At 56.5% G+C, this 18,787-nt stretch carries 19 protein-coding genes and 2 tRNA genes; all 21 read right to left on the reverse strand.

The window, feature by feature from the left end; translation table 11 throughout:
• A complete protein-coding gene (locus ACH2A7_RS03445; protein WP_394960103.1) occupies positions 1-618 on the reverse strand; it encodes a hypothetical protein in 618 nt (205 codons plus the stop codon).
• Positions 615-965: a DUF3848 domain-containing protein gene (locus tag ACH2A7_RS03450; RefSeq protein WP_394960105.1), complete on the reverse strand. Its 351-nt coding sequence runs from the start codon at positions 963-965 to the stop codon at positions 615-617. Before ACH2A7_RS03450 ends, ACH2A7_RS03445 begins: the two co-directional genes overlap by 4 nt.
• Positions 965-1,198, reverse strand: coding sequence for a hypothetical protein (locus tag ACH2A7_RS03455; RefSeq protein WP_394960107.1), 234 nt, complete (start codon positions 1,196-1,198; stop codon positions 965-967). The genes ACH2A7_RS03450 and ACH2A7_RS03455 overlap by 1 nt, the downstream gene beginning before the upstream one ends.
• Before the next feature lie 81 nt (positions 1,199-1,279).
• Positions 1,280-1,720, reverse strand: coding sequence for a hypothetical protein (locus ACH2A7_RS03460; protein ID WP_394960109.1), 441 nt, complete (start codon positions 1,718-1,720; stop codon positions 1,280-1,282).
• Between the two features lie 16 nt (positions 1,721-1,736).
• Entirely contained in the window at positions 1,737-2,711 is a 975-nt protein-coding gene (locus tag ACH2A7_RS03465; protein ID WP_394960111.1) for a DUF3991 domain-containing protein, read from the reverse strand.
• 13 nt (positions 2,712-2,724) lie between these two features.
• The gene (gene metK / locus ACH2A7_RS03470; protein ID WP_394960113.1) at positions 2,725-3,876 is read right to left on the reverse strand and encodes a methionine adenosyltransferase; all 1,152 of its coding nucleotides are present in this window, start codon (positions 3,874-3,876) and stop codon (positions 2,725-2,727) included.
• A gap of 13 nt (positions 3,877-3,889) precedes the next feature.
• Complete coding sequence (locus ACH2A7_RS03475; protein ID WP_394960115.1) at positions 3,890-4,579, reverse strand: DUF3846 domain-containing protein; 690 nt, start codon at positions 4,577-4,579, stop codon at positions 3,890-3,892.
• A 4-nt stretch (positions 4,580-4,583) separates the two neighbouring features.
• Positions 4,584-4,826 carry a hypothetical protein gene (locus ACH2A7_RS03480; RefSeq protein WP_394960117.1) on the reverse strand — a complete coding sequence of 81 codons (243 nt, stop codon included), beginning with the start codon at positions 4,824-4,826 and terminating at the stop codon, positions 4,584-4,586.
• Positions 4,827-4,883: 57 nt separating this feature from the next.
• Positions 4,884-5,609 (reverse strand): class B sortase, encoded by a 726-nt coding sequence (locus ACH2A7_RS03485; RefSeq protein WP_394960119.1) that lies wholly within the window; start codon positions 5,607-5,609, stop codon positions 4,884-4,886.
• On the reverse strand, positions 5,609-11,629 hold the full coding sequence (locus tag ACH2A7_RS03490) for a SpaA isopeptide-forming pilin-related protein (protein ID WP_394960121.1): 6,021 nt from the start codon (positions 11,627-11,629) through the stop codon (positions 5,609-5,611). Before ACH2A7_RS03490 ends, ACH2A7_RS03485 begins: the two co-directional genes overlap by 1 nt.
• A 99-nt stretch (positions 11,630-11,728) precedes the next feature.
• On the reverse strand, positions 11,729-12,433 hold the full coding sequence (locus ACH2A7_RS03495; RefSeq protein WP_394960123.1) for a CAP domain-containing protein: 705 nt from the start codon (positions 12,431-12,433) through the stop codon (positions 11,729-11,731).
• Between the two features lie 37 nt (positions 12,434-12,470).
• Positions 12,471-12,980 carry a gamma-glutamylcyclotransferase family protein gene (locus ACH2A7_RS03500; RefSeq protein WP_394960125.1) on the reverse strand — a complete coding sequence of 170 codons (510 nt, stop codon included), beginning with the start codon at positions 12,978-12,980 and terminating at the stop codon, positions 12,471-12,473.
• Between the two features lie 13 nt (positions 12,981-12,993).
• On the reverse strand, positions 12,994-13,947 hold the full coding sequence (locus ACH2A7_RS03505; protein ID WP_394960141.1) for an amidoligase family protein: 954 nt from the start codon (positions 13,945-13,947) through the stop codon (positions 12,994-12,996).
• Positions 13,943-15,103 carry a DNA (cytosine-5-)-methyltransferase gene (dcm, locus tag ACH2A7_RS03510; RefSeq protein ID WP_394960127.1) on the reverse strand — a complete coding sequence of 387 codons (1,161 nt, stop codon included), beginning with the start codon at positions 15,101-15,103 and terminating at the stop codon, positions 13,943-13,945. The genes ACH2A7_RS03505 and dcm overlap by 5 nt, the downstream gene beginning before the upstream one ends.
• 64 nt (positions 15,104-15,167) lie before the next feature.
• The gene (locus ACH2A7_RS03515) at positions 15,168-15,689 is read right to left on the reverse strand and encodes a translation initiation factor 2 (protein ID WP_394960129.1); all 522 of its coding nucleotides are present in this window, start codon (positions 15,687-15,689) and stop codon (positions 15,168-15,170) included.
• A gap of 97 nt (positions 15,690-15,786) precedes the next feature.
• The gene (locus ACH2A7_RS03520) at positions 15,787-16,059 is read right to left on the reverse strand and encodes a plasmid segregation centromere-binding protein ParR (protein ID WP_349216466.1); all 273 of its coding nucleotides are present in this window, start codon (positions 16,057-16,059) and stop codon (positions 15,787-15,789) included.
• Complete coding sequence (locus ACH2A7_RS03525) at positions 16,056-16,976, reverse strand: plasmid segregation actin-type ATPase ParM (RefSeq protein ID WP_394960131.1); 921 nt, start codon at positions 16,974-16,976, stop codon at positions 16,056-16,058. Before ACH2A7_RS03525 ends, ACH2A7_RS03520 begins: the two co-directional genes overlap by 4 nt.
• A 64-nt stretch (positions 16,977-17,040) precedes the next feature.
• Entirely contained in the window at positions 17,041-17,427 is a 387-nt protein-coding gene (locus tag ACH2A7_RS03530; protein ID WP_330032314.1) for a DUF6075 family protein, read from the reverse strand.
• A gap of 326 nt (positions 17,428-17,753) precedes the next feature.
• Positions 17,754-17,918, reverse strand: coding sequence for a hypothetical protein (locus ACH2A7_RS03535; protein WP_204658973.1), 165 nt, complete (start codon positions 17,916-17,918; stop codon positions 17,754-17,756).
• Between the two features lie 435 nt (positions 17,919-18,353).
• Positions 18,354-18,429: transfer RNA gene (locus ACH2A7_RS03540), tRNA-Lys, on the reverse strand.
• A 111-nt stretch (positions 18,430-18,540) separates the two neighbouring features.
• Positions 18,541-18,615 (reverse strand) — tRNA-Glu (locus ACH2A7_RS03545).
• Between the last annotated feature and the right edge of the window lie 172 nt (positions 18,616-18,787).

Below are 18,787 nucleotides of genomic sequence, written 5' to 3' on the forward strand. Positions count from 1 at the left end.
TTATCGCTCCACCTCGGAGCGTCTGTTTCTCTTGGTCTCCTGCTTGTTGGGATTTTGCGGGATCCCGTTCAGGCGGAAATAGTTCCGCTCGACAGTCACCTTATTGTTCTCGACCACAAAGGAGTCCTTGGTGGGGTTGTTGATTGCAACCCCCGGCAAGATGACCGCAGTCCCTTTCACGAACACTGCGCCGCAAACATCCCCGTACACACTGGCAAAACCTTCGATGTGCGGCCATGCCCCGGTTACCGAACTGGCGGTGATCGCAGCATTGCCAGCCACATGAGCCTGCGCCTTTACAAAGCCATCCATTACGATGGCATGATCATCAACAACCGCATTTTGACGAATCATGGCTCGGCCTGAAACCAAAGCTGAGCCACGGATAACAGCGGTGCCCGAAACAGTTGCTTGCTGATCCACGAAAGAACTCTCGCAGGCGATGGCGTCATCAAAGATCCAGCAGGTCCCTTCCTGGCTCAAATTATCCTCGTTCTGAACATATCCGCCCAAGTCCCCTTTGACAACACCTGACCGCACATCACTTAATGCACGGATCCGATGCAGCCAGGGATACCGGGGATGGGCAATCTCGCTGATTTCGTATTTCTGACTCAACGAGTTTCCTCCTTTCGATGCTTGGTTTTGGTGAGACGTTCACGATGGGCATCATTGCCTGCCGCATAGATGGTATCGCACAGCAGATCACCAATGGCGGCATGGTCATGCTCCCAGCGTTCGTAGATGTAGGCCAGCGGGTTCTCCTGATCCAGAAGCGCACGGATCTGCTGCTTGGTCAGGAAAGAGCTTTCCAGACGAACAGCAAGTTCGCTCTTGATCACGAGTTCATAGGCGTTGTCCACGACCTCCTGCGGGCCGTGGCTCATGAGTTCTTCGGTATAGCGCGCCAGCTCGGCATCCACCTTGGCCTGCAGCAGATCATAATTCGACACGGACATCTGCATCACCTCTCCTGCTGATCTTTTTTGGGGCGAGGCGCAGCGTCACCCTTTTCAGGTGCAGACAACTCGGTCTGGACGTACTCGCTGATGATCCCGAGCGCCTTGTAGTAGTCGCCGCAGTTCTGCACACGCTGAACCATCTCCTCGGCCTGTTTGCGCTGGCCATTCTGGCGAAGCAGCCGACCAGCTCGGCCCAGGATAGAGAAGATATTCCCGTCCTGGCCAATCAGCTTCATCTTGGGCTTGTGTGCCTGCCGAGGCACTGCCGCTCCCTGACCGGGCAAAGCATCCAGCACAATCGGGCAACGCTGATCCGGCTACCAGAAGTGGACGTTCAGAACACCATCCGCCACCGGGATATCCCGCTGCTCAAAACCCTCGCCCCAGCCATCCGAATACTGGCCGGAGATGTAGTCGAACAGTGTGTTCCAGTCCCGTTCGCTCAGTTCCTGCTTGAGCTCCACGGTGGCGCAGCCGCACAGTTTCCCATCGTAGACCACCACGTCGGGTTCGATGCGGAGCACGTTCTCACGCAGCCGGGGAAGAGAGCTGTCAATATAGGGAGCAAGGTTGCCGCCGTCATCCAGCAGTTCCTTCTCCTTCTCGATGTACTCCCGGATGCTCGGCTCGTAGTCGGTCAGGTCATGCCCGTCCAGCTCGGCGTAATCGTCTTCGCCGTACTCACTGTCCATGTCTTCTACAGCCAGTTCTGCCGTGAGGTCCGTGATCACATAGGCTTTCAAGGTTTCCTTTTCCATAGTCCTCCTTTTTTATTTAACGGGAGAGGGCCGCCCGCTGCCGGACGGCCCTCTCTTTGCTTTTCTCCTGTGCCAGATCTCCGTAGTCCGCTCCTTCCCGTTCGGGCAGGTTCATAATGATCTGGTACTTTCCTTCGTACTCTTTGCGGATATGGTCCGCCGCCCAGCGCCCCGCATAGTCGTTGTTGGTGCAGATCTCGATTTCACAGACATTCGGATTCTGCTCCAGAAAGGCCGTCAGGGCTGCCGGCTTCTTGAACGAGCTGGCATTGAATCCCTCTTTGGGTGCGTAGATCCCACCCAGCGACAGTCGGTATTTGTCCCGTGTCTGTTCCAAACTCAGATGGGCGAGCACCTCAATGGCGGCTTCGTAAACAGCCACCCTTCGGCTTTCACCTTCCGGCTGCAGACAGAAGCAGTACCGCTTGTCGCTGCCGGCCACCTCGGCCCGGAAACTCTCGGCGGTATTGGTAAGCGTCCCCCGCAGGAATGCATACTTCGGCACACCGTTTTCGTCCCGGCCCACAAACACAGCATTGTGGAACCGGGCGCTCTCGTACAGGATACCGGCTCGGATGCAATCGCTGATGACCTTGCGGTCGATCCCCCGGTGCAGCAGGTAGGCAAACACTCGTCGGTTGTCCGCTGCCGCTTCAGGCAAGGCAAAAGTTTTCGGCTTGGGCATCTGCTTCGGTGCCGGGGCAGAGTGAACCACTGCCGGGGTCTGGTCCCGCAAAAGCAGGACTGCTTCTATGAAGCGCATCCCCTCCACATGAATGAGATAATCCAGCGCACTCTTTCCGCCGATATCCCGGCTTTTCCAATGCCAGAGGCTGGTCTCGCCGCTGATCTTGAAGCTGTCGTGACTGCGCAGCTGGAACTCCCCCCGACACTGGCTGGGCATGATATCGTCCGCCCGGTACTGCAGCAAAAAATCAATGGCACGGATCTGCTTCGCTGCGTTGATCTGCTCTTTGGTCACCCCCGACATACTGCGTCACCTCTCATTCCACGGCATCCCGCAGCTCCTTGGCCTTATCGGTGCGCTCCCAGGCAAAACTGGGGCGGCCAAAGTGGCCATAGGCCGCCGTGCTGGCGTAGATGGGCTTGAGCAGATCCAGCTGCCGGATGATGGCCGCAGGGGTCAGGCCGAATACCAGCATGATAGCATCTTCCAAACAGTCATCGGCGCAGAGGGTGCCGGTACCGAAGGTATCCACCGACACCATGACCGGCTCCGCCTTGCCGATGGCGTAGGCCAGCGTCACTTTGCACCGACTGGCGAGGCCTGCCGCCACGATGTTCTTGGCAATGTACCGGGCCATGTACGCACCGCTGCGGTCCACCTTGGTGGGATCTTTGCCGGAGAAAGCGCCGCCCCCGTGGGGAGCAAACACGCCATAGCTGTCCACCATGAGTTTCCGCCCGGTCAAGCCGGTATCCGCTTCAGGGCCGCCAAAGACAAAGCGGCCGGAGGGGTTCACGAGGATCTTGGTGTCCTCGTCGGGCCGGAGATCATGCAGTGCCGGTGCCAAGACCTTGTCGCTCAGTTGCCAGAACAGCTCATCCTGTTCCATGGACGGACTGTGCTGGGCGGAGATCACTACCGTGTCCAGCCGCAGGGGCTTGCCGTCCTCGTCGTATTCCACGGTGACCTGAGTTTTGCCGTCCGGGCGCAGACCGGGAATCAAACCGGCTTTGCGAACAGACGAAAGGGTCAGCGCCAGCCGATTGGCCAGCACCACGGGCAGCGGCAGCATTTCGGGGGTCTCGCTGCAGGCGAAACCTACCATGACGCCCTGGTCGCCAGCACCCAGTTCGCCGGTCCCGATCACCTCTCTTTCTTCCAGCGGGTTGTTCACCCCGGCCGCAATGTCCGGGCTTTGCCGGTGAAGCAGCAGGTCGATGGTCAGGCCGCGGGTCGAGTAGCCGATATCATGCATCAGCGATTCGATGATGGCGGGGACTCGGGGCACATGATGGCTGGTGATCTCGCCGGCAACCACGATATGATTGCGGGTCGCCAGCACTTCGCAGGCCACACGGGACAACGGGTCATGGGCCAGACAGTCATCCAACACGCTGTCTGCGATCTGGTCGCACAGTTTGTCGGGATGTCCCTCGGTCACAGATTCAGCGGTATAAAATCGATCCATCTCTCGTCCTCCTTTATCGTTCCGGGTTGCCGCGCCGCTGACCGTGCGGTTTGGGTTTCCCATTTTCATCGTAGCGTTCCGGGCTGGCGGCGGGAATATTCCAGCCGAACATAGAGCCGTACAGCATTGCCGTTTGCTGCGGTTTGGAAACACCAATCATCTGGTTGAGGGTGTCTGCATACTCCTCAGCACCCATGCCCTCCGGGAAATGCTCAATGGGCCAATAACCCGTCTGGCCGTACTTCACCAGCATGATCATGTTGAGATCCGGTACCGAACAGAAGCCCAGTTCCGGGAGGCCGTGCCGTTCCTGATAGGCTTTCTTGATGGTGTCAGGTGCCCCCGGCAGGTTGGGGTCATCGTACTTCAGATGCATCAGCCCGGTTTTGTAGGGAATGAACAGTTCCGGCTGATGGAACATTGCCTGATACCGCTGGGCCTGCTCATCGGTCAGGCTGCAGAAGTCTTCGCCCTCGATCCCGCACACAAAGAACGGGCCGGCAATCGGCTGGTAGTTCTCCACGTGACGGTTCAGCGGCATCCCGTTGAGCAGGCCCTCATCGTTGCAGACGATGCAGACCATTTCTTCCCAGGGATACGCACAGTCGATCAGGCCACCGACCGCTTTCTGCAGCGATTCCAGGCCAGTATCCATCTCCTCGATTCGGGCATACTGCCCCGGTTCTACCATAACAACTTTCATTTCATCACTCCAATCCAAGCGAAAAAGGTTTCAGGCTGTTGGTGATCTCCTCATAGGCCTGAAACACCACAGTGCAGCCCAGCAGATACGAAACAGCTTCCTCCCATTCCTTGAGGGGATACTGTTCCTTGTCTTTCAGGTAGTACAGGTCACGCAAAGCCGCCCATTTCAAGTGAGGCAAAATGCGGAGGCTGGAGATAAATGCGTGATTCTGTTCCGCTACCTTGTCCAGCAGACCTTGCTTCAATGAATTCCTCCCTTCATAAAATAAGGCGGGGCGCCTGCACACCCCGCCGATTTCGGTTCAATTTTGTTCGACTGCCACGACAACTGTGCGCGCCCCGTCCCAGGTATAGGCGCAGGTCACCAGCGTCAGCAGTCGGTCGCCCGCCCGGGCCGTATAGCCGGTTCCTGCCAGCATGCTGCCGGCAAAGGACAGAAAATCCTCATCCCCGGCAAACTGCGTCCTGTTGAATGGGAGCTGCGTCGTGTCTGTGGTCAGTGCGGTCAAGATCCGATATTCATGCGTCCCATCCGCTGTTTGCAGGACAGCGGTTGGATGCTCCTGTCGGAACTTCGGATCCGCCATCTTTTTCAAAACAGCGAACATGGTTCCGTCATTCATGTTGTGGCCGAATACAACCAGATTCCGGCTGTCCGGCATGCAGTCATACTGGAAGAACAGACTGCCGGCCATCCGCCACTTCATGTCGTAGTTTCGCCGGAGGTACTGCTCCGGGTCTTGGGCGCTGCTTTGCATCACCGGGTAATCCACCACTGTGCCGGGAATGGTGAGCCATCCTTTCACGTCCGGGTACCTGGTTTGCAGTGCCTTGAAATCCAGTTGGGGTTCTTCTTTTCCAGCCGGTCCATCCCCGGAGAGGTCATCTGTGGGGATGGTGGTAAACTGAGTTTTCAGGTCCTGCGCTTCTTGTGCCGTCAGCCGGGGCTGGAAAGCAAACAGCCAAACCAGCCCCAGCAGGCAGATGCACAGGGTACCGATGAGGAATCCCTTTGCGAAGTGTCGCATCAGGACTCCTCATCCTCATCGTGGGTGCCGCCGCGTTTGAAGATCAGCAGCAGGCCACCGGCGGACAGTGCCGCAACAACACCCAGTCCGATCCACAGCCAGGTCATATCGCCAGTCTGCGGAACAGCGGGTGCCGGAGGCACAGGGGTAGGAGTAGGTGCAGGCTGCTCGGGATTGGGCGACTCCGGCTTATCCGGGGTGGGCGCAGGGGCGTCCCGCATGACCACAGTCCCGTCTTCCATCAGAGTCCAGTGATCGAAGATCAGCCAATCTTTGTCCGTGCAGACATACACATCGTTTTCCGGCAGCACGTTACCATCCTCGTCCTGCCGCTGTACCAGCTTGAAGCGGATGCTCTCTGCCTTGGCAAAGCCGTTCGGGGCAATGGTTTCCACCAGCGTATAGACTTTGTTCAGTTCCAGGCCGCGGATCTCAACGGGCTTGTCGCCGCTGACCCACTGGCGCACAACAGCACCATTCTCGTCCTGGATGGTCAGGGTCGCACCGGGCAGTTCCTCGTCGCCGGTGAGCTGCCGCTTGCTGATGAACACGCTGGTACCTTCGTTTTTGCACACGCTTTCCAGCACTTGGACTTTAGCCCCGGTGTAGGTAAAGGTGAACTCCATCGGCTCCTCATTCAGGAAGTAGCCGGTGGGCGCACGCAGTTCACGGATGATGTACCGTCCGCTGTTCTGCTCGTCCACTTCACCATAGCGGGCATCCTGCATGGGCAGGTCGCAGTCGAACACGACTGTGCCGTCCTCGCCCGTGGGGGCAGAGGTCGCCAGCAGATCACCTGCTCGGAACAGGCGGTCGCCGTCGGCGTTGTAGATGTCATCCTGCGTATACAGGTTGAACACTGCACCAGCCAGGGCAGTGCCGGTCTTCTCGTCCAGCTTGATGACCTTGACCTGTGCTTTTTCCCGCTCGTTGTGGAACTTCAAGACCTGCTGCTCGGTAAACTCGGCAGTGGTATCTTCTGCATTGACGATCTCAAACTCGGTCGTGGTGGCATTGCCGTTCTCATCCGTGCTGGTGATGCTCTGTGCCATAACCACGCTGTTGGTCTGCTCATCCCACTGGAAAGTCACATCGTAGCTCTGCGTGGTGTTGGTATAGCCATAGGGAGGTTTGGTCTCCTCAATGTGGTAACTTCCAAGCGGCAGGGTCACTGTGACCTCGCCAACCTTCTCATGGATAACGGACAGGAAATCGTAGGTAGCCTGGGTGCGGCCGGGCGCAAACACAGCCATATCGCTGGTGCCGTCGCCGGTGGTGACTACCGCCACCACGTCACCCTTGGCATACCACAAGGTGCGGTTGCCGTCGGAATCGGTCTGACGATCCTGAGTGAAAATGTCCTCGTTGGCTGTGATGGTGTACTGGGCACCGGCCAGCGGGCGTTCCTCCCAGGTGAAGTCACCGGGCCATGCTTCGCCAGAGAACCAGGGGTCCAGGATGTCCAGACTCCAGTCCTGTTCCCAGCCGGTCAAAACTTCGCCCATTTTGCGAATCGTGAGTTTGCCGAGGGTTTCGTGGTTGATGTACTCCTGGGTGAGAATGTACTCATCCATGCCGTTGACAGCATTGCCAACCACTTCCCAAGCAGAGTCGGAAGAGATCTCAAACTGAACCGTATAGGCTTCATCGTTGAAGAAGCCGTTGGGGCCTTCCAGCTCTACGACCTCGTACCGGCCCAAGGGCAGTTTTTCGGGGGTCTTCATACGGCCCTCGCTGTCGGTATAGAACACATTGGTTTTTTCAGTCGGATTACCGCTGCTGGGATCGACCATGGACAGGCGCTCTTTGGTGCCATCCTCATGCAGCATATAGATGGCGAAAGAGGTGTTGGCCAGCTTGACTGCCTTGCCGGTCTCAGCATCCACCTTGACCAGCTTCAGATAGCCTTCCATCTCCTCGTCGAGGATGTTATAAGTCAGGTAGCTGTTGCTGGGTTCGGTCACGCTGCCGTTGGGCTGGCACATGACGCTCTGCGGAGTGGTGCTGTCCACCGTAAAGCCAAAGGGATCAGCCTGGAAGACATCTTGCGGGATCGTCGTCTCGACGATGAGATACTGGCCGTAGGGCAAACCGGTCACCCGGAATACGCCCTCCTCATTGGTGAAGAGCTCGCTCAGACGATACTCATTGGTCGTGCCGGTGGGAACCCAGCCGAGACCGCTGCCGTTGGCATTGTCCCCCGCTTCGGTCAGCGTAGCATTGTAGGCATACACCAGATCGGTATCGCTTTCGAACATCCGGGCGATGGCCTGGGCCTCATTGCTGAAATCATACTTGAGGGTCTCGCTGTCGTAGTTGTCCTTGCGGTAGGCGTCCAGCACGCTCTGGATATTGTAGCTGCCGTCCGGGGCGCGGGTAAACTGATTCGCCTTGCTCAGATCGGGGATGCGGTAAATGGTGAAGCCCGCACCTTCCAGCTTGGGAGCAGGGCTGCCCGGGCCGGTGGTGCTCACCAGCTTGCGCAGTTCAAAACCGCCCTTCAGGACAGCGTCCAAACTCTGATTGCCCTCCCGAACCACATAGCCGGACTCATCACCATAGGACAGGGTTTCATAGTGGTTGATCTCATCGCAGAGGTAACCTTCGGCATAACTCAGGTAGTAGCCATCATAGGTTTTGCTGCCGTCCAGCGCACGGCCCTCTGCCACGGCGGAGTACAGATTTTTGTAGACGTAGTCGGTATACTCGCCATCGGACTGCTCCAGAGGAGAATACCGGCCAGTCGGCTCCAGCTTGCGGTTCAGTTCCGGGTACAGCCCGGTGATGTAAAACTTGCTGCCAGTATCCACCGGCAGCACAATGCCCGTAGCCCGCTCCACCAGATAGTACTTGCCGAGATAGAGGTTGCTGAACACCAGCAGGCCGTCTTTGATCTCGGCGCTGGCTACCAGGTGGTCTTTGGAGAGGATGGGCAGATAACTGTCATCCCAGCCGCTGTTGGTGCGCACCGTGGTATGCCAGACGGGGGTGCCATCCTCATAGGTGATCTTGCTGTAGTCCACCACACCGCTCACACCGTCGGGGTGCAGGATGTCCTCAGCCGCATAAAGGTCGTACACGGCCCCCTCGATGCTGGCTTCACCATGAGTCGCAGTACCCTCCGGCTTTTGATCCAGATCCGCCTTTGTCAAGATGATCTCACCCAGAATGCGGTCGTTCTGGAACACATTATCCTTGGGGGTCATGGTGTAGCTGTCCTCGTTGTTTGCGAGGCCGGTGCTGTCGGTCACATAGGTGCGGCCAGCATCCTGCGGCTTATCGTGGATGGTGACAGTGGCTTCCGTGCCATCGCTGGTCACCAGTTTGGTGCCGCCGGTGTAGTTGGTGGCAATATCGGCTGTATAGTCGGCATTATCCAGCCAGATCACACTGCCATCATTGTCCTTGGTGATCTCGATATAGTAGGCACGCTTGCCCAGGGGAGTGCCAGCCTCACCGGGCTGCTCAATGTTGGTCCAGTCGCCATAGTAGCCGTCCGGCGCTTTGGTCTCAACGATGATAAAACGACCCTGGTTGCGCTGGGTGTAGTAGAGAGTGCGGCTGGTATCGAACTCCGTTCCGTAGTCGGTGCCATTGGCTACGGAATAGGTGCCGTCCTCATTGCGGATCACCGTATACCGATTGTACCCGCCAAAGGGGATATACTTCTGGGTCACAGTATCCCATTCGAACACTTCGTACTCTGCATCGGCGGCAATCGGCTCTCCGGTCTCGCTGTCCACCTTAGAGATGTTGACCTGCAGGCTCCACTCGTCGTTGCGCATGAGGTAGTCATTTGCACTGTTCATAGGAACAGAAATTGTCTGACTGCCGCCATGCTCACCATCATAGAACTCGAAACCAACCGGGATCACCGTTTCATTAAAGCTGAAATTGATGCTGGCCAGCTTGCTTTTCGCCGCTGCGATAGCCCGATCAACCATGCCCTGGGCTTCAGCCCGCAAATCAGACTCTGCGCTGGCCTTGGCACTGGCCGCTGCTGCGTCGGCCTCTGCCTGACTGGCGAAAGGCCCTTCCCGACCGCTTCGGCTGCTGGTGGAGGTTTTGGTCACCGCATAGTGCAAGCTCCAGCTGGCACTGGCATCGCCACCCGTGGACTGGTAGGAATCGTCCATAACGTGACCGCCGGTGGTAACCGTCTGTTTGTCCGCAGGCGTGATGGCCCAGGAACCGCCGTCGATGGTCCCACCTTTTTCGATGGGCTCGATCTCGATAGTGGCGTTGTCCACCTTTTCGCCGGTCTCCAGCCCGATCTTGTTTGTATTGATCGTGTACTTGGCATCAAAGCTGCCGCTGACAGTCTGGGGCGAAGCAGACCAGCTGGCATAATACTCGGCGCCTGCGGGCGGTGCATTCGGGTCGATGCTGCCGGTAGGAGGCCCAATCAGAGCAATCGTCTGCCAACCTGCCTCGGAGGGTTCATAGATATAGGTAAAGTAATCACTTTCCGCTGCAAAGGTCGATACCCCGCTGCGCATCTGTTCAATGGAACCGAGGTAACTCCGGGCAGCGGTGCTGTCCGGGTAGTTGGCAATGACCCACCGCTGCACATCGTCGTATGCGGTATCCATGGTGGCATCCACGCTCAGCAGCCCAAGGCTCAATTGATTCAAGCCACCCCAAATATTGATTTGATTAGCATAGTGGTCGCCGGGCGTATACTGAGCTGCAGTCACCAAAGAGGTGTGCGAATAGTTGTAAACAGGGCATCCGTTGGGTGTGCCTTTCGCGCCGTGGGTGCAACAGTAAGCCTCCTCACCGTTAAACCACAACAGCCAAGTTCCGTTGACTTTTTTTACGGCAGTGATCTTGCCTGTCGTTACAGACGGTGTGGGCCGTGCCTCGTAGGTGCTGACCCTGTAGGCATCCGTCGGCTTTTCTGTTTCTCCTTCCAGCCGGACATTCAGGCTCTTTTCCATGCTGGTACCGTCCGGGGCAGCGTAGCGGATGGTTGCAGAGAAGTCGTGATCGGCTTGAACATAGATGCCGGTGGTGCCTGCGGATGCTTCCACATAGTTGGTGTTCAGCAGTTCCGCTGCAGTCTGTTCGTCAGCAACAGAGCCGTTATAGTCCAGCAGGACCACGTCTTCGGGCAGAATGATTTGCGAAGAACTGCCATTTGCAGGGTATTCCACCTGCACAAAAATAGGAACGATGGCGAAGCTCTCGCCAGCCTGCCGGGGCACCGTGATGGTCAGCCCGTCCGAATTCAGCGCCTCGGAATCCATATAGCCGATGACAGCCGACTGGTCATCGTGCCAGAGACCGATGCCGATTTTGGTTTCGCCGGTAGCAACAGGCAAGCCATAAGACCCCATATAGCTGCCGGTCGGCGCATCGGGCAGATCGTCGTACAGCATCTGAGCGATCTCATTGAGGTCGGGCTCTGCACCGGCACCGGCATCGGTACCGCCAGTACTGCCACCTTCTACGCTCGGCTCGACCGCCTGCTCGACTGTCATCTGCATGGTAACGACCAGCGCGGCCAACGCAGCATAGGCGGCAGCCACCGCATCGTTTTCCTTTTCGCTGTCGGGAAGGGCTAGGTAGATATCTTCCGCAGCGGTCACCGGGGCGGCCGCTTCATCCGATACGGCGATTGCTTCATCCAGTGCGGCGATCAGATCAGGGTTTTCCTTGTCCTTCTGCCACGCCTGACTGGCTTCTCGCCATTGATCGATGGCTGAGAGGATCTGTTCACGGTCCAGCGCATCTACAGCGGCGATGAACGCCTGGGCTTCTGCGCTCAGTTCCGTTTTTTCTCCGAGCCCTTCGGCGGTGTCCGAAGACTCACTGCCGGCTTCAGGAACAGGCTCTGCGCTTTCCGGGGTGGAGGAAACTTCCACCTCCTGCCCCGCCGAGTTCGCCTCGCTCGTCGGGGCAGACTCCGAGGCGCTGCTCTCCAGTGCGAAAGCAGACGGGGCAAAGCAGGAGAGGCAGAGCATGAATGCTAGCAGCAACGCCGTGAAGCGGTGCCTCATTTTGTATTTCTGTTTCATCAATACCTCCAATAAAAAAAGCACCTGCGAATTGCAGGTGCTTAGGCTGTTTTGCGTGATTCTGTTTCTTGCAGAAGGTATTTATCCTTCTACTGTGTTTTATCCGAAGGTCACCGTCCAATAGGTGTACTGCCCATCTGCAGTATCGCAGAACCAACAGGAGACTCCCATGGTGGTGAAGTCGGGGCTGACGATGTTTGCGTAGTGGTCAGGGCTGCCTTGCCAGGCTTCGCAGACCTCACTTGCGGAACGCAGCGGACCCCTTGCGCAGATCTCACTGCGGGTTGTCATGCCCGAGTGGTCAAAGGCGCCGCCGGCCACGAAGCTTTCGCAGCGGTCACTTGCCGCCTCGCTCAGCGACTCGTCCATCGTCAGTGCAGGCAGTCCGGCTTCAGCCCGGATGGCGTTGATGTTCTCCTGCACCGCCCAGTAGGCGCTGTCGCTGGAATCGATGTACCACCACTTATCTGTGCCCGCTGCAAGTTCAAAGGGCACGGCACCGTAGGCTGTAGTTGCGGCATCTGAGCCACTGGCTTCAGCAGTTTGTGCAGTGCTTTCGGTCGGCTCTGATGTGGTGGCAGGCTCCGGAGTCTGTGTCGGCTGGCTGCCGGCAGACGAAGGATCCTGTGAGCTGCTTGCGGGTGCCGGTGTGGGGGTGGCCTGACTGTTTCCTTCGGTCTGGCTGTCAGAGGCGGCTTCCAACTGGGTCATAGAACTGCTCGGTGCAGATTGCGATTCGCTCGGCTGAGCTCCGCATCCGACCAGACAGGCCAGAAGCAACACTGCGATCATGGTTTTATACATGGGTTCCACTCCTATTCAATCTCTCTATCATTTTCGGTCAGCGGTCATCCCGGCTGGCCTTTTTCTTGTGCGTTTTCAGCTGCGAGAGTCGCGCCTCGTATTCTTTCTGAAGGCGCTTTGCTTCCTGCAGCATCGGGACGGGGTTGATCTCATGCTGGCAGCATCCGTCCATGATTACTTCCATATAGCGGGGCGCGGGCGGTGCCGGGCTTTCCCGATACGGAGAATTCATGATGTACGCCATAGCCGTTATTTTCTGCCCGTTGCTGTCAGTGACCTCCAAAGACTCTTTGCCGTACAGCCGGGGATACCCCTCATAGAAGTCCAGGTGCTTTTCATCCTCCTGCGAAATGCGCCAGAGGACGCCATCCACATGGCCTCCCACCTGGGGCAGGATCGTTGCCACCCCGGCGCAGCTGTTTCCGCAGAAGGTCAGGCGGTAATCGTCCACACGAACCACCCCAACCACCTCTCCATCCGGGCACCGGAAAGCCATCTGGTCCAAGTCCATATTAGATCCATAGGCAAAGTATAGCAGTTTTTCCACGTTTTTTCACCTCCTATCGTTCTTCTCTGTGCCTGGTAGTCAGGCTGGGATAGCTGGAGCGGTCGTATCGCCATGCCCGGTCACCGGGCAGGTTGGCAAGCAGATGCTCTCGAACATTTTTGTACTCCGGCCCTATCAGGCCGAGTCGCAGCAGAAACGTGCGGAACGTGAAGGCGGGATTTTCGGAGATTTCCGTTTTCCGCATCAACGTCTTCTTCTGGTTGATCGCCTGTGCGGAGATGGCTAAAGCCAGTGTGATGTTCGCCCGGACTTTACCGGCGTGGAGAGTGCTTTCAAAGCATCGCCATTCCAGTGTGCCTCGATAAAATACGGAATGCAGATTCAACGCATAATATCGAGTCCAGTTGTAGTGCTCATAGCTTCCGTCATTCCCGCCATACCATTCCCGCTTCAGCCGCTCCATGCTGGTGGTCGTGGGCAGCTTTCGGATCTTTTCCAGCATCGGCTCCCGTACCTTTTGACACCACCGCTGTACTCTGGCTTCATTCACATTCAGAGCCTTAAATAGAATATCCTCTTTGGAATACATGATGGACAGAGCGTTTTTCAAACTTTGGGGTGTGTGCCGAGAGGCATCCACATGGACGTGCATCCCGCAGCTGCCGTTGACAACTGCTCCGGCATGGCGCAGTGTCCGCACAACCTCCTGCAGCTTTCCCATCTCCTCATAGCTCAGTTTGGGGGAGTTCATCTCGACCTTATAAAGGCCCGATGTCGCAGGAATCTGGCGGCGGCCATCCCGCATGGTAGCCTTGATGCTATTGTCGAAAACGAAGCGCCATTTTTTTCCGTCCCGGTCGATCACTTCCCACGGATCATAGGTCGTGGACTCGTGAGTCTGGCGGGCACTGGTCCCGAACAGGGCGGCGACCGCTTCCGCTGCCTGTTGACGGGTCAGCCCGGTCATTTCGATCTCGCAACCAAAAGGCTGCTCTTTCAGGTCAATGGCGCATCACCTCCGCATCCACAGCCGCCAGCCGTTTTCCGATGGCCTCTACCACGGTCACGGTCACTCCGTTGCCCGCTTGCCGGTACACCTGACTGTCGCTCTGGATGGCGAGGATCTTGTCGATCCTGTCATCTGCCCAGCCCTGTAAGCGGAGGCATTCTCTCGGCGTCAGTCGGCGGATCCGCCCGCCGATCAGTACGCCAGATGCTTCACGCTTGTGCTTGCGGATCCCTCCGTTCTGCTTGGCCGTCAGGCACCGTGAGATGCTCGTAAGCTCAGGATCTTCGTTCAGATCCACGAACCGGGGCGCCTCAACAAGCGTCCCCTGGGTCGCATCCGTGGTCAGGGTATGCGCGATCTTGTGGCCCACACGGCCGCGGCGGGTATTCATTTGTGGATAGGCCAAGTCGATGCTGTCTCCCGGATAGGCCATCTTGTAGCCCTTTCGGGTGGCCTCCTTGACTGGGAACCCCACCTGATACAGCCCGGTCTTGCCGCCCACACCGCCTGCCTGGCTGGTGAGCGTACAGCTTACTCCGCTGGGGTCGTAGACCCTACTCCCCTGCGGTCCGTCATGGATGCAGGCAAGAGGCGTTGCATTTGCTGTGGTGAAAGGAAGTATTTTTCCTCTGCATCGCTCATCAAGATATCCGACAATGTACACTCGACGTCGGGACTGGGGGACGCCGAAATCCTTGCTGTTAAGCACCTGCCATTCCACATGATACCCCAGTCTCCCCAGCGCATCGAGGATCGCCGCAAACGTCCTGCCGTGGTCATGGTTAAGCAATCCGGGAACATTTTCAAAGAGCAGATACCGAGGCTTCCGGGCTGCAGCCATTCGGGACAGTTCAAAGAACAGGGTTCCTCGGGAATCACCAAATCCTTTTCGAGCGCCAGCGATGCTGAATGCCTGACAAGGGAATCCACCGCAGAGCAGATCGAATTCCGGGAGTTCAGCGGGGTCGATTGTTCTTGCGTCTGAGCTATACCATTCCTCCTCACATTCGAACAGAGCCCGATAGCTCTGTTGTGCGTATTTATCGCACTCACAAAATCCTACACATTGAAATCCGCCGGCAAGCTGCAGGCCCTCTCGAAACCCGCCGATGCCGGCGAACATATCGATGAATCGAATACTCTCTTGCTTCAACTCCTTTCGTTACGATGTTTCTGTTTCTGCCTGCATGGGAACCACCTCCTTTTCCTGTGGACTATCACGCTTCCTCGCTGGGAGCGTTGTCAGTCTCCTCGTCAGCCGCACCGGCTTCCTGTTCGGTGCCGCAGCCGTCGTATTCGGAGGGATCGTCGTTTTCCGGCTGGTCTTCTTCCAGCGGGTCTTCATGGCTGCCCTCGTCTTCGTCGGCCCGGGCCGCTTCGAAGTCTTCGTCCGCCTCCTCCAGAGCCTGCTCGATCAGAGTAACGATGAACTCTTTCTGGCTCAACTTTCTCCCGTACACCTGCTCGTAGCGGATCAGGTACTCTTTTACCTTCTGGTACAGTTCTTCGGTTACCTGAAATGCAATGGTTCGTGTGGCCATGTTCCCTTCTCCTTTCTTGTTGTGGTCATCCAGATACATATAAACGGCCTGTTGGATGAACTGCGCTGTGGTCATTCCTTTGTTCTCCAGTGCCTTTCGGATCCGCTCGTGCAGTTCTTCCGGCACGGTTACTGTCAGCTTGCCCATGCTGTTCCCTCCTTTCCATATCTTCCCTTTGGGCAACACAAGCATAGACAAAGCATCCGAACAAAGCTATCACCAAGTGCAACAAGAATTCATCGGGTAAATGCGGCACGTTATACATAGCAGATGCCCTTCTCCATCACAGCCACATCTACGTTTCCATCAGGCTTGCCATAAACCCAAGCATCTCATCCGGAACTTCCGTTTGTTTCTTTTGGAGGCTTTCCCCTTTGACAGCCACGCTTGGATCCGTCAGAACTTTTCGCAGGGTCTTTTCCAGTCCTTTTTGAGATTCTAAACACAGGATCGCCTGAACAAGATACTCATTCTTTTGCCCGGCAGGGACCCTTTCGAGATATTCCCATGCCTGCTGATGCAGCTTCAAGCGACGGTTCGGTCTGAACTCGAACTGGGGTCGTTTCATCGCTGTTCCTCACGGCTCGACATTTGGCCCAAAATCCGTTCGTAGCCCTCAGCGTTCACCTTATCGTCCTCCAGCAGAAAAGCCCGACAAAGGCCGTCACGTTCGCTCACGTTGCGCATGACGGTCGCAGCGCCTCCTCCCATCAGGATCACGGGCAGAGTTCGCAGGTCAAACCCTGCTTCCATTGCCGCCGAAATGAGCCGCTCAGTGTAGAGCCGGCCCTGCCGCTGGATGAGCTTTCGGGCTTCAGGATCCATGCTACAGGGCTTGCCGGCAAGGATCCGTTCCACCTGGGCGTCCGTAACAGACAGGCCGGTATCCCGACGAACCTGCTCCTGGATCTCATCCATGCAGCGGATCATGCCAAGTTCCAGACTGCGGCAGGTGGCCGCATTCGGGACGTTGTTGTCCAGTCGCATAAGGTCGACTGTCCATCCGCCGATGTCCATGAGGAGTACAGACGGCTCATCCTTCACCAGCTCGGGATGAATGGCGATAGCGGAATAGCCCTGGGGGAACAATTTCACGCTTTCGATCTTGACCTTGTAGCGTTCCCCCTCGAAGAGGAAGCTGACTGGCTGGCCATTGCGCAGCAGATATTCGGTGAAAAGTTTCTTATCCCGACCATAACGAGCCAGGGGGAGGCCCGCAGCCAGCGTCACCGAGCTCTCCGCCGGAAGTCCCCTGCAGCGAAGTTCCATGGCAATGGCGGCCAGGGTCAGAATGTAGTAGTTGTCGTTGACGGTCTTGTCACGCAGGATCGGCTGCCGGCCTGTGCCGCAGACGTAGTATTTGCCGCCGATCTGGAGGGTGTTCTTCAGGGTGTAGGGTTCATGGGTGTACGCTGTCACACCGGCTGGGAACGAGAAATGCCTGGTTTTGATAGCGTAGTACCCGTGGTCAATGCCCATGATCATGGTTTCAAGTCCTTTCTGGCATTTGCCTTTATTTCTGTGTTTTTTCTTTCGGCCCCGTCCCATCTTATCTGGCCCGACTTACGCTGGGGGCCTGGGGTTCCCTGCAGTACTCCGGGTACCGAAGCCGAACCGCTTCCAACATGTAGGCCGCATCCGACGAGCTGAACAGATCATAAGGCGTCGCACAGCCATCCGCGTTCCACCCGTTCCAGAGGTTGAACGCCAAGCGGGTCAGGCAACTGCTCCCGCTGGTCTGCCAGCCTTTGTTCAGCCCCTCCGGCCGGATCACATCGTCCCGAAAATCATAGACATCCTCGATGTGATGCCGGGTGTCCCCGCTGATGCCCATGGTGTAGAAGAAAGCCTTGTGGTAGGGATCCAGGCTGCCGGTTCGGGCGAGGCACTGCTCATAGAATTTCTCGTGTTCGCTGTTTTTAAATTTGATCGACATTTCGTTCCTCCTTATTTGGTTGTTCAAGGAAATCACCGGCTGGAAAAGACGATGACTTCCATTTCGGCAATGTTGTTTGCTTTGCTGGGCTGTGGGAGTATGCATCCTGCAGGCATTTATATCTTCTTCCCAGCAGGTAAGTGTATCTTGGGGGGAGAGTGTGAGAGGGGGGAAAGCAACGCAGCCTTCCTCGAAAGCAGGTAAAAGGCGCACTTCCCCCTTGGCGTGATGAGGAATTTCTGCCCATGTCCGAGATTGTTCTCGGGAAACAAAAAAAGCGCCTGTTTGGATAAATCCAATACAGACGCTTAAAATGGTGAACTGCTTTATCGCTCTATGTTTCGATGCCTTTTTGGCTTCTTTTCGCTACCCCACCTTTCCTCATAGAGCTCCTCAGTGGTGACCTCTTGAGGGTGATATACATTCTTTCTGACCCAGCCATTCTGCTGGAAGACCTGCGTGATAATACGATCCGGATGGATCTCGATCATGATATCCTCATGAGTTGATGTCTTACCAAAAAGCGGTTCAGGGTATTTCTCGTGGTCTTCACAGAGTTGCTTCATAGCTGCCCAATCACTCGAGTTGAAGTGAAGTTCCGATGCTGACATTTTCCTGATAGGTCTCACCTCCTTTTCTGAATTGCTGAATACCTCTTCACGAACACTATCCACAGCATTCCCGATGACGCTTGTGGCCTAACAATTGGCTTTTAGCCGCCACTTCCTTGGCATCCAGCCTCCCTTATCAACTAGAATTACAGATTTGTGATACGCTTTGAGATACACCCATCTACGCTTCCCGCAATCATTCGGGCAAAAGAAAAAGGCGAGGAAATCTCCTCGCCTTTTCTTTACCAGTCTAATTGCAGGACGTTGTGTGTAATAAAAAATCCACTGTCCAAATTTCTCTGGACAGTGGATATCTGGTGCACTTCCAGGGACTCGAACCCTGGGCCCGCTGATTAAGAGTCAGCTGCTCTACCAACTGAGCTAGAAGTGCATGTGAGGATTTTTCGGCGTTGCACCGTCAAATCCTTTTTGTGGTTGTGCACCAGTCAGTGGTCATACAACTTAACAGTTGCTCTACCAACTGAGCTAGAAGTGCATACCATGGTGACCCGTGGGAGAATCGAACTCCCGTTTGCGGCGTGAGAGGCCGCCGTCTTGACCGCTTGACCAACGGGCCATGGCGGCGTCCCGTTGTCGGAACGCTTTTATATTATAAGCGCTGCAAGGCAATTTGTCAATAGTTTTTTCAACCATTTTTGCCTCTTCGCGCTGAAAAAAGGCAAAGAGAAAGCCGGCACCTACCTATTTTCCCAGGTCGTCTCCAACCAAGTATCTTCGGCACTACGGAG

The organism is Candidatus Allofournierella merdavium, from assembly GCF_944382735.1.
In the GTDB taxonomy this organism is placed as follows: domain Bacteria; phylum Bacillota; class Clostridia; order Oscillospirales; family Ruminococcaceae; genus Allofournierella_A; species Allofournierella_A merdavium.

Coding starts and splice junctions, on each gene's coding strand:
- ACH2A7_RS03450 (WP_394960105.1), bottom strand. CDS start 965: ATGCAGATGTCCGTGTCGAATTATGATCTGCTGCAGGCCAAGGTGGAT.
- ACH2A7_RS03455 (WP_394960107.1), bottom strand. CDS start 1,198: ATGAAGCTGATTGGCCAGGACGGGAATATCTTCTCTATCCTGGGCCGA.
- ACH2A7_RS03460 (WP_394960109.1), bottom strand. CDS start 1,720: ATGGAAAAGGAAACCTTGAAAGCCTATGTGATCACGGACCTCACGGCA.
- ACH2A7_RS03465 (WP_394960111.1), bottom strand. CDS start 2,711: ATGTCGGGGGTGACCAAAGAGCAGATCAACGCAGCGAAGCAGATCCGT.
- metK (WP_394960113.1), bottom strand. CDS start 3,876: ATGGATCGATTTTATACCGCTGAATCTGTGACCGAGGGACATCCCGAC.
- ACH2A7_RS03475 (WP_394960115.1), bottom strand. CDS start 4,579: ATGAAAGTTGTTATGGTAGAACCGGGGCAGTATGCCCGAATCGAGGAG.
- ACH2A7_RS03485 (WP_394960119.1), bottom strand. CDS start 5,609: ATGCGACACTTCGCAAAGGGATTCCTCATCGGTACCCTGTGCATCTGC.
- ACH2A7_RS03490 (WP_394960121.1), bottom strand. CDS start 11,629: ATGAAACAGAAATACAAAATGAGGCACCGCTTCACGGCGTTGCTGCTA.
- ACH2A7_RS03495 (WP_394960123.1), bottom strand. CDS start 12,433: ATGTATAAAACCATGATCGCAGTGTTGCTTCTGGCCTGTCTGGTCGGA.
- ACH2A7_RS03520 (WP_349216466.1), bottom strand. CDS start 16,059: ATGAAACGACCCCAGTTCGAGTTCAGACCGAACCGTCGCTTGAAGCTG.
- ACH2A7_RS03525 (WP_394960131.1), bottom strand. CDS start 16,976: ATGATCATGGGCATTGACCACGGGTACTACGCTATCAAAACCAGGCAT.
- ACH2A7_RS03530 (WP_330032314.1), bottom strand. CDS start 17,427: ATGTCGATCAAATTTAAAAACAGCGAACACGAGAAATTCTATGAGCAG.
- ACH2A7_RS03535 (WP_204658973.1), bottom strand. CDS start 17,918: ATGATCGAGATCCATCCGGATCGTATTATCACGCAGGTCTTCCAGCAG.